The following is a 9,862-nucleotide window of genomic DNA, read 5'->3' on the forward strand; positions in this document are numbered from 1 at the left end:
TCCATTCGTAAGTATGCGAATGGGCGCCGTTGTGCGTTTAGTGACTGACCGAACCATCACGGCCAGACAACGCCCCATCCGAGCCTGACAGGTCGAACCTGCTGCAGCGCCCCTCGGACAGGTGGCGGGAAAACGGTATCAGGTGATCGTTACCGTTTTGAAACGGAGGCGATTATAGCCGTCTGCCAGCGACTTCCCAAGGATTTCTGTCGGACGATGATCGAACGGTTATCGCGACCATAGTAGAAGCTCAATAGAGCTCTGCGCCGGGGTCTGCCATGATGCCGGCATCAATCGGCAAGACGGTCAGGAGTGAGTATGAATTTCCACACCCGCAAATGGGTAAAACCCGAAGACCTCAACCCCAACGGCACGCTGTTCGGCGGCAGCCTGTTGCGCTGGATCGACGAAGAAGCGGCGATCTACGCCATCGTCCAGCTGGGCAACCAGCGCGTGGTCACCAAGTACATTTCCGAAATCAACTTCGTCAGCGCCTCGCGCCAGGGCGACATCATCGAGCTGGGCATCACCGCCACCGAGTTCGGCCGGACCTCGATCACCCTGACCTGTGAAGTGCGCAACAAGATCACCCGCAAGAGCATCCTCACCGTCGAGAAGATGGTCTTCGTCAACCTGGGCGAGGACGGTTTGCCGGCTCCCCACGGTCGTACCGAGATCCGGTACGTGAAAGACCAGTTCAAGGACGACGAGCCCATCGCCTGACCGCTGTGAGCGTGAGTCTGCCGGCTCCTGCATGAGGGCACTGAACGAGCCCTGAACCCCGGATGTCATACCTGACATGGTACCCACAGGTTCAGGAGCCATTAACGTGCAGACAGACGGCAAGACCCCGGGCCTTTCTCCCGAAGAGCAGCACGACGTAGACAAGAACCAGCCGCCCCGCGCGGCGGTCTTGCACGAGATCATCCGCACCCAGGGCGACAAGGAGCTGGAGCGCAGCGTCGCGGCGCTCTGGTGGTCGGCCCTGGCCGCCGGCCTGACCATGGGCCTGTCGCTGATGGGCATGGGCTTGCTCGACTCGCGCCTGCCCGACGGCGAAGGGTTCAAGGTGATTGCCAGTTTCGGTTACTGCGCGGGGTTCCTGGCGGTGATCCTGGCGCGCCAGCAACTGTTCACCGAAAACACCCTGACGGCCGTGCTGCCGATCATGAGCAAACCCACCCTGGGCAATTTCGCGCGCCTGTGCCGCTTGTGGGGCGTGGTCCTGGTGGGCAACCTGTGCGGTACGCTGCTGGTGGCCTACGTGATGCTGCACCTGCCGATTTTCGACGCCAGGACCGATCTGGCCTTCCTCGATATCGGGCGCAAGGTCATGGAGAACGATGCCGGACAGATGTTCGCCAAGGGCATCGTCTCCGGCTGGATGATCGCCACCATGGTCTGGATGATCCCGTCCATGGAGAGCGCCAAGATGTGGATTATCATCCTGATCACCTACCTGATGGCCCTGGGGGACTTCACCCATATCGTGGTCGGTTCGGTGGAGGTCTCGTACCTGGTGTTCGCCGGCGAGTTGCCGTGGCGGGATTTCTGGTGGGTGTTCGCCGGGCCGACGCTGGCGGGGAACATCATCGGCGGCAGCTTCATCTTCGCCCTGATCAGCCATGCCCAGGTGCGCAGTGAAAGTGGCCTGCCAAAAACGACTGCGGACCCTGGGCGGGTCCGCGATCGATCAGAAAACGATCAGTGAGCGTCCTGGGTGACCGCTGGTGCATCCTGGGTGACATGGCGCACCAGTTTGCCGATGGTCAGGCCCTGCAGGAGGATCGACGACAGCACCACGATGTAGGTGATGCTCAGCACCAGGTCGCGCTCCGGACCCAATGGCAGGGCCAGGGCCAGCGCCACCGAAACCCCGCCGCGCAGGCCGCCCCAGGTCAGTACCCGGATAGTGCCGCGCGGCACGCTGCGCCAGCGGCGTAGCAGGACGATGGCCGGAGCCACGGTGAGCAGGCGCGACAGCACGATCGCCACCGCCAGCAGGCTCGCGGCCAGCAGGTGCAGCCAGTTGAACGGCAGCAGCAACAGCTCCATGCCGATCAGGGCGAACAGCAGGGCGTTGAGCATGTCGTCGAGCAGTTCCCAGAAACCGTCCAGGTAACGCCGGGTCATGTCGTTCATCGCCAGGTTGCGCCCCAGGTTGCCGATGATCAGGCCCGCCACCACCATCGCGATCGGTGCCGAGACGTGCAGTTCGCTGGCCATCGCCGAGCCGCCGATCACCAGGGCCAGGGTCAGCATCACCTCGATCTGGTGTTGCTCGATGCTCTTGATCATCAGGTACACCAGGTAGCCGATCAGCCCGCCGAACACCACGCCGCCGATGGCCTCATGGGCAAACAGCAGGGCGGTGGCGCCGACGGTCGGGGTTTCGCCGAGCTGGGCGATTCCCAGCAGCACGGTGAACACCACCACCGCGGTGCCGTCGTTGAACAGCGACTCGCCGACGATGGTGGTTTTCAGCGGCTTGGAGGCGTTGGCTGTACGCAGCACGCCGAGCACCGCGATCGGGTCGGTCGGCGAGATCAGGGCGCCGAACAACAGGCAATAGAGGAAGCTCACGTGCCAGCCGAACAGGCCGAAGATCCAGTAGGCCAGGCTGCCGATGACGAACGTGGCGATCAGCACGCCGACCGTGGCCAGCAGGCCGATGGGCCAGCGATAGCTGCGCAGGTCGTTGAGGTTGACGTGCAAGGCGCCGGCGAACAGCAGGAACGACAGCATCCAGTTCATCAGCAGGTCGCCGAAGTCGATCTGGCCGATCAGCTGTTGCACATGCTCTTCCAGGCCGGGATAGCCGAGGAAGCTCAAGCCTTGCAGCAGCAGGGAAAACAGCAGGGCGGTGACCATCACCCCGATGGTCGGCGGCAGGCCGATGAAGCGGAAGTTGACGTAGGTGAGCAGGGTGGTCAGGCAGATGAAGGCGGCAACGAGTTCAAGCATCCGGAGTCCCTTGGATAGAAACGTGAAAAGAAAGCCCGAAAGCCATCGGGCAAGGGTTTGATGGGCCGCTGGCGGCCCGGGGCACACCGACAAGGAAAGTTCAGATTCTTCTGTCGGTGAGCCGGTCGGCCAGTGCGCGGTTCTGCAGGCGACCGTGGGTCAGTCGCACGCTCGTCGAGGCTCAGCCGGATACATTGATCGCGGCCGCCTGGCGACGTTGCAGGTGAATGAACAGCAGTGCGGTCAGCACCGTCAGTCCGCCGACCAGTGCGCCGGTCCACGGCAGGTCGGCCAGGTCGGCACCGCTGGCGACGACCAGGCCGCCGATCCAGGCGCCGGCGGCGTTGCCCAGGTTGAAGGCGCTCTGGTTCAGGGTCGAGCCCAGGTTGGGCGCTTCATGGGCCTGGTCGATGATCAGCAATTGCAGGATCGGGCACAGGGCGAAGGCGAAAATCCCCCACAGCAGCAAAGTGATCGCCGCCGGGATCAGCATGTGGCTGGTCTGGCTGAACGCAGCCAGCACCAACACCACGGCCAGCGCCATGGCCACCAGCGACGGCAGCAGGCGGCTGTCGGCCAGGCGGCCGCCGAGCATGCTGCCGGCCGTCAGGCCGACGCCGAACAGCAGCAACATGATGGTCACGCCATGGGGGCTGACGCCGGTGATGTCCTGCAGGATCGGCGCGATATAGGTGAAGACGCTGAACAGGCTGGTGGAGGCCAGCACGCTCATGCCCAGGGCCAGCAGCACGTTGGTCTTGCCCAGGACCTTGAACTCGCTGGCCAGGTTGGCCTTGTCCATGGCGATGTGCCGGGGCAGCCAGAACCACTGGGCAATGGCGGCGAGCACCCCGATCACCGACACCGCCCAGAAGGTCGAGCGCCAGCCGGCGTATTGCCCCAGTGCTGTGCCCAGCGGCACGCCGAGCACATTGGCCAGGGTCAGGCCGGTGAACATCATGGCGATCGCCTGGGCGCGTTTGTTCGGCGCCACCAGGCTGGCGGCGACCACCGAACCGATGCCGAAAAACGCACCGTGGCACAGCGCGGTGATCACCCGCGCGGCCATCAGCGTGGCGTAGTTCGGTGCCAGCGCGCAGAGCACGTTGCCGAGGATGAACATCAGGGTCATGCCCAGCAACGTGGCCTTGCGCGGCATGTTGGCGGTGCCGACGGCGAGGATCGGCGCGCCGAACACCACGCCCAGGGCGTAACCGGTAATCAGCAGGCCGGCATGGGGAATGCTGACGGACAGGTCGCGGGCGACATCGGGCAGCAGGCCCATGATGACGAATTCAGTGGTACCGATGCCGAAGGCGGCAACAGCCAGTGCGAGCAAGGCGAGTGGCATGCGAGGATTCTCTGTCTGTAGTCTTGACGCCCTGATCAGGCATACGCATGCCGGCATTGCTCCTCCATCGGATCAGGTCCGGCGGATCGGGCAGCGGCAGGAATTATTGGAATAGATATGCGCAACTGAGTGCGGCGTGGTCGGCGTCAGTATAGACAGCCGAGGCCCTTAGGTGAATCGATTCTCTTATCGCAAACAGGGAGTGTGAGGTGCTGGCGACAACTCTGGTTCTGGTGGCGGCGCTGCTGCATGCGGCGTGGAATACCCTGATCAAATTCAGTGGCGAACGGTTATTGGTGGTGGCCTGCATGGACAGCGTCGCCTTGTTGTTCGTGGCATTGATGCTGGGGTTCGTCGAGTGGCCGCCGTTGCAGGTCTGGCCGTGGATCCTGGCGTCGGCGGTTTTCGAGTTGCTCTACCGCTACCTGCTGATCCAGGCCTATCGAGTCGGCGACCTGGGTCTGGTCTACCCATTGATGCGTGGCCTTTCGCCCCTGGTGGTGCTGGCCCTGACCCTGGTCTTCGCGGGCGAGGTGCTCAGCCCCCAGCAGATCCTCGGCATCCTGTTGATCCCTTTCGGCATGCTGTGCCTGCTGTGGCAGGGCGGTGGCGGCGACCGCCTGCCATGGTCGATGTTGCCGGTGGTGGCGCTGATCGGTCTGTGCATCGGTTGCTACACCTTTATCGACGGCCAGGCATTGCGCCGCTGGTCCCATCCGCTGGATTACCTGGTGTGGGTGACGCTGCTCAGCGCCTGGCCCTTTCCGTTGCTGGCGCTGTTGCGCAAGCGTGCGGCCTTCAGCCTGTTCTGGCGCGAACAATGGAGGCTGGGGTTGAGCGTCGGGTTCTGCGTATTGTTCAGCTACGCTCTGGTGCTGTGGGCCATGCAGCTGGGATCGATCGCCGAGGCGGCGGCGCTGCGGGAAATCAGCGTGATCCTGGTGGTGTTGTTCGGTATGCGTTACCTGAAAGAACCTTTCGGCCGACCTCGGCTCTTAGCTTGTGGGCTGGTGCTGATCGGCATGCTGGTGATGAAGTTCTGACCCCGCTCCCCTCATGACTTTAAAAAGGACTCTGCCATGACCGTCGCTTTCTGGTGTGTATTGATCGCCATCTTCCTGCCGTACCTGTGCAACAGCATCGCCAAGTTCAGCGGGGGCAACTTTGGCCTGCGGCAGAACCATGACCCGCGGGCCTACCTCGAGACCCTCGAGGGTTTCGCCCGGCGGGCGCAAGCGGCGCAGCTCAACAGTTTTGAAGTGACCCCGGCCTTTGCCGCGGGGGTGATCATTGCCCACATCGCCAACGTCGCCGAACTGGTGACCATCGATGTGCTGGCGGTGTTGTTCATCACCAGCCGCCTGCTGTACATCATCTGCTACCTGGCGGACTGGGCGATCCTGCGGTCGCTGGTGTGGTTCGTTGGTGTCGCGCTGATTGCCAGCTTCTTTTTCGTTTCGATCTGACCTTCGTCACTGCCGCCGCCTCTCGACGAGGCGGCAGCGGTGCCAGGGCTATTTGCTGTCGGTGACTTCAGGCACTTTCGGCAGCGTGGCGCCCTTGGGCCAGAGCATCCAGATCTGGCCCTGTTGTTTCATGTCTCCCGCCAGTTGCCCGGCCGCGTCGCCGGTGCCCCAGAACAGGTCGGCGCGAACTTCGCCGGCGATCGCGCCACCGGTATCTTGCGCCGCCACCGGGCGGATCAGGCTGCTGCCATCGGGCCGGGTGGTGGAAAGCCACAACAGGCTGCCCAGGGGGATCACCTTGCGGTCCACTGCCACGCTGTAGCCGGACGTCAGCGGTACGTTCAGCGAGCCGCGCGGGCCTTCGTTGCTGTCCGGGTTGCGGTTGAAGAACACGTAGCTGGGGTTGCTGCCCAGCAATTCCGGGATGCGATTGGGGTTGGCCTTGGCCCAGGCCGCGATGGTGCCCATGGTCACGTCTTCTTTCTTCAGCTCGCCCTGATCCACCAGCCAGCGGCCGATGGGGCGGTACGGGTGGCCGTTCTGGTCGGCATAACCGATGCGCAACTGGCGTCCGTCTTCCAGCTGGATGCGACCCGAGCCCTGGATCTGCAGGAATTGCAGGTTCATCGGGTCGGTCAACCAGGCGATCACCGGCGCCTTGACCCCCTTGGTCTCGATGGTCGCGGCATCGTCGTAGGGTTTCAGCACCCGGCCTTCGAGGCGGCCGCGCAGGCGCTTGCCCTTGAGTTCGGGATAAATGCTGTCGAGGGCGACGATGATCATGTCTTCCGGCACGCCATAGACCGGTACTGACGCGGCCTGGGTCTGGGTCAGGCTGCCCGGATAGACCGGCTCGTAGTAGCCGGTGATCAGGCCATTGCTGCTGCCACTGGCCGAGCGCAGGCCGTAGACGTCCAGGTGCTGCTTGAGAAAGCTGCGGACATCGAGGGCGGTGAGTGGCACATTGGCCGCCGTCGCGCAGGTCGGGCCCCACACCGGGTCGGCTTTCAGCCGGGTGCAGGCGCTGCGCCAGGAACCGAAGCCGGCCAGCAGGTCGTCGTCGGACACAGTGGGCAGGGTTTCCCAACTGGCGCTGGTATAGGTGGCGATAGCGTGAGGCTGGGGTGGCTTGCCGACTTCGCCGCCATTGCATCCGGCCAGCAGGATCGCGGTCGGCAAGGCCCAGGCCAGGTGTCGACGCCACAGCTTGAAACGGGTGTTCATTGGGTACTTCCTTTGTGGCTTGCCTGGGCGCATGGCAACGTCAGGCAATCCATATTGTTAATAGGGCTATTGGTCTTTGCCGGACAGGCGAGGATACTGGCGGCCGTTTCCCGTGACCCGAAGCCACCATGACGCTTAAAAGACTCTCTGTTGTATTGCTGGCCTGCCTGACGTTGTCCGCCTGCGGCGGTGTCGATCCGAACTCCCCGCTGGGTCAGCGCAAGGCGATCTTCAAACAGATGCTCAAGACCGGTGAAGACCTGGGCGGCATGCTCCGTGGGCGTATCCCGTTCGACGGCCCGCGCTTTACCGAAGGCGCGATCAAGCTGGACAACCTGTCCCACGAACCCTGGAAGCACTTCCCGCAGGTCAAGGAACAGGAGCACACCAGCGCGACTGACGATGTCTGGCAGAAGCAGGCACGTTTCCAGGAACTGGCCCGTACCCTCGAGGCGGCCACCGGTGAACTGGTGATCGCCAGCAAGGTCCAGCCGTACAAGGCCAGCAACCTGGGGCCGGCGGTACAGAAAGTCGAAGATGCCTGCAGCGCCTGCCATAAAGAGTTTCGCGATCACTGATCCTGTCGCCTGAGGTGTCTGCGGCGGGCATATCTGCCGCAGCGGCTCGAACTTACTTGTCCAGTTCGTCGAGGGCTTCCTGCAATTCCTTGCGGGACCCGGCCAGCTTGTCCTTGCGCTTGTTGATCTTCTCGGCGTCGCCTTTTTTCATGGCCTTGTCCAGGTCGGTCTGGCGCCGGCTGACTTCGTGCTTGGCGTCCAGCACCTTGTTTTCGCGTTCCTTTTTCAGCGAGGCGTCGGTGCAGTTCGCGGTGGCTTCGCTCAGGGCCTTTTCCAGGCCGGCCTGTTGTTCGCTGTTGCCGTGGGCCTTGGCCTGTTCGAGCTGGGTGCTGATGGCCTGGCGCTTGGCGGCGCAGCCGGTGAGTTCCGGGGCCTGCTCGGCGGCCATCAGGGCTGGGGTTGTCAGGGCGAATGCGGCGAAGAGGGTGAGCGGTGCAAGAAATTTCATAAAGGCTCCATGTGAAAAGATGAATAGCAGGAGTGGGGCGACGGGCTGTTTGAGCCATCTGCGTCCCCGGGGTTCAACGCCGCCGGCTGTAAAAGCCTCAGAAGCCTTCGATTCCGGCGGCACGTAATTCTTCACTCAAGGCCAGGACCTGCGGATCGCGGAAAAAGGCGCTCAACTGAGCGGCGCGTCCCGGGCCGATAGCGCTTTGGGCCTGCCATTGTTCGGTGGTTCTGGCCGCCAGCGCCGCCCAGCCATCTTCGAGCCTGGCGTCGCCGGTCGGTGGCAGTCCAAGGGCTTTGAGCCAGCGATGAAACGGCTGCCGGCGGGCGCTGTGCAGGCTGCTCAGCAAACGCGCGATGCTGCGTTCGCCAAGGCCGGTAATGTTAGCAAGCTCTGCAGGTTCAAGGGTCAACCAATCGACCAAGCCGTTGATCAGTCCGGCGTCCACTAGCTTCTCCCAGGTGCCGGCGCCGACATGGGGCAGGTCCAGCCCGGATTTTCCGCTCAGCCAGGTCAAGCGTGCGAGGAACTGGCTCTCACAGCCGGGCAGGGGGTGCCAGCAACTGAGCGCATGGAAGGCCGAGGCATCCGGAACCTGCAGCGGAACACGCTGGGGCGTGCGCAGTATCACCGCGTTCAGGCGCGGGATGGTCAGGCCGGCGAGGCTGATCGACACCTGGTCGCCAGGGCGGATATCCAGCTTTTGCCAGCGCGGCAGCGAGCCGACGCTGACCCGCCTGATCTGCCGGTCGTCGAGCAGGACCGGCTCCAGTTCGAGCATCGGGGTGATCCGGCCAGTGCGGCCGATCTTGAAGTCGACCTTGCGCACCCTGGCCAGGGCCTGGGCGAACGGGTATTTCCACGCGGCGATCCAATAGGGCGCCTTGGCCTGCCAGCGTTGCGCCTCTGGACGTCGGCTCTGGCGCAGGACGATGCCATCGCTGGCGAAGGGCAGGGCCGAGCGATACCAGTGCTCTCGCCAGTGCCGGACCTCGGCGAACGTACTGACGCGCTGGCTGTATTCGCTGCTGTGGGTAAACCCCAGGGCCTTGAGGTCGGCCAGGCGCTGCGCCAGGGTGCTCGGGCCTTGGGGCCAGTCCCAGACGAACAGGCCGATCCGGCTGGCTTGCCGAGGGTCCAGCTGGTTGCGGGCCAATAGGCCGGCGACCTGGCCGCGGGCATTCAGGCTGCCGGCCTTGGCCTGTATGTGATCGTTCTGGCGCCAATAGAGCTCGCCCTGTAGCAGCAGATCCCGAGGTTCGGGCAGGCGTTTGGGGATGGCGCTTATCAGTTGCGCGGGCCCGGTCCAGTCCTGGCCCTGAAGGCCATCCCCGCGGCTGATGGCTTGCTGGAAGCGTCCCTGGTGATAGATCAGGGTCACGGCCACGCCGTCGATCTTGGGCTGGACCCAGACCTCCTCGCGGCCGGCGAGCCACTGGCGTACGGCACTTTCATCGGCCAGTTTCTCCACGCCGGTATGGGGAATGGGGTGCGGGACAGTACCGCGTGCGGTGCGTAGCGGGTTGGCGCGGTCTGCGCTGACGGTGGGGAAACAGCTTTGCCAATGTTCGAGCCGGGCGCGGGACTGGTCGTAGAGCTCGTCAGTCACCGGCGACAGGCCTTCACGGTGGTAGCTGTCGTCCCAGCGATTGATTTGCTGTTGCAGGGTGGCCGTTTCGGTTTGCGCCTGGGCAGGTGTCCAGTCGGGGCACGGGCTGGCGACGCTTGGCAGGGCGATGGCGCTCAGGAGGATTGCGGCCAATAGTGTGGCTCTGTAGGGCATGGGGAGCATCCTTGCTCGGGGGAGTCAGGCTGCAGGCTAGAGGGGTGG

At 63.9% G+C, this 9,862-nt stretch carries 10 protein-coding genes and 1 riboswitch; of the genes, 5 read left to right on the forward strand and 5 right to left on the reverse strand.

From position 1 onward, the window contains the following. Positions 1 to 14 precede the first annotated feature (14 nt). Positions 15 to 121, reverse strand: a riboswitch (S-adenosyl-L-homocysteine riboswitch). A 197-nt stretch (positions 122 to 318) separates the two neighbouring features. Then, on the forward strand, positions 319 to 723 hold the full coding sequence (locus AC07Y9_RS24835) for an acyl-CoA thioesterase (RefSeq protein WP_007932525.1): 405 nt from the start codon (positions 319 to 321) through the stop codon (positions 721 to 723). A 76-nt stretch (positions 724 to 799) separates the two neighbouring features. Then, positions 800 to 1,711: a formate/nitrite transporter family protein gene (locus AC07Y9_RS24840; RefSeq protein WP_219735213.1), complete on the forward strand. Its 912-nt coding sequence runs from the start codon at positions 800 to 802 to the stop codon at positions 1,709 to 1,711. Here AC07Y9_RS24840 and AC07Y9_RS24845 read toward each other — a convergent pair. Both AC07Y9_RS24845 and AC07Y9_RS24850 read right to left on the reverse strand, forming a co-directional pair. Next, entirely contained in the window at positions 1,705 to 2,964 is a 1,260-nt protein-coding gene (locus AC07Y9_RS24845) for a cation:proton antiporter (protein ID WP_007932521.1), read from the reverse strand. The two genes, AC07Y9_RS24840 and AC07Y9_RS24845, sit on opposite strands and share 7 nt — an antisense overlap. Positions 2,965 to 3,145: 181 nt before the next feature. Then, the gene (locus AC07Y9_RS24850) at positions 3,146 to 4,315 is read right to left on the reverse strand and encodes an MFS transporter (protein ID WP_102680502.1); all 1,170 of its coding nucleotides are present in this window, start codon (positions 4,313 to 4,315) and stop codon (positions 3,146 to 3,148) included. Between the two features lie 209 nt (positions 4,316 to 4,524). On the opposite strand from AC07Y9_RS24850, the gene AC07Y9_RS24855 reads away from it, so the two are divergent. Continuing rightward, positions 4,525 to 5,358 (forward strand): EamA family transporter, encoded by an 834-nt coding sequence (locus AC07Y9_RS24855; protein WP_087089523.1) that lies wholly within the window; start codon positions 4,525 to 4,527, stop codon positions 5,356 to 5,358. Positions 5,359 to 5,394: 36 nt separating this feature from the next. Then, positions 5,395 to 5,781: an MAPEG family protein gene (locus AC07Y9_RS24860; protein ID WP_087089521.1), complete on the forward strand. Its 387-nt coding sequence runs from the start codon at positions 5,395 to 5,397 to the stop codon at positions 5,779 to 5,781. Between the two features lie 48 nt (positions 5,782 to 5,829). Here the strand turns inward: AC07Y9_RS24860 and mltA are convergent, their stop codons facing one another. Then, positions 5,830 to 7,005: a murein transglycosylase A gene (mltA, locus tag AC07Y9_RS24865; protein ID WP_009045987.1), complete on the reverse strand. Its 1,176-nt coding sequence runs from the start codon at positions 7,003 to 7,005 to the stop codon at positions 5,830 to 5,832. A 128-nt stretch (positions 7,006 to 7,133) separates the two neighbouring features. Here mltA and AC07Y9_RS24870 point away from each other — a divergent pair, with 128 nt between their 5' ends. Further along, positions 7,134 to 7,583, forward strand: a complete 450-nt coding sequence (locus tag AC07Y9_RS24870) for a c-type cytochrome (RefSeq protein WP_009045986.1) — start codon at positions 7,134 to 7,136, stop codon at positions 7,581 to 7,583. Between the two features lie 52 nt (positions 7,584 to 7,635). Here AC07Y9_RS24870 and AC07Y9_RS24875 read toward each other — a convergent pair whose 3' ends face one another. Together AC07Y9_RS24875 and ligB are read right to left on the reverse strand one after the other, a co-directional pair. After that, positions 7,636 to 8,031 carry a DUF1090 domain-containing protein gene (locus tag AC07Y9_RS24875; RefSeq protein ID WP_102680503.1) on the reverse strand — a complete coding sequence of 132 codons (396 nt, stop codon included), beginning with the start codon at positions 8,029 to 8,031 and terminating at the stop codon, positions 7,636 to 7,638. A 97-nt stretch (positions 8,032 to 8,128) separates the two neighbouring features. Beyond that, positions 8,129 to 9,814, reverse strand: a complete 1,686-nt coding sequence (ligB, locus tag AC07Y9_RS24880; protein ID WP_102680504.1) for an NAD-dependent DNA ligase LigB — start codon at positions 9,812 to 9,814, stop codon at positions 8,129 to 8,131. Between the last annotated feature and the right edge of the window lie 48 nt (positions 9,815 to 9,862).

This window comes from Pseudomonas sp. GW456-L12 (assembly GCF_059424045.1).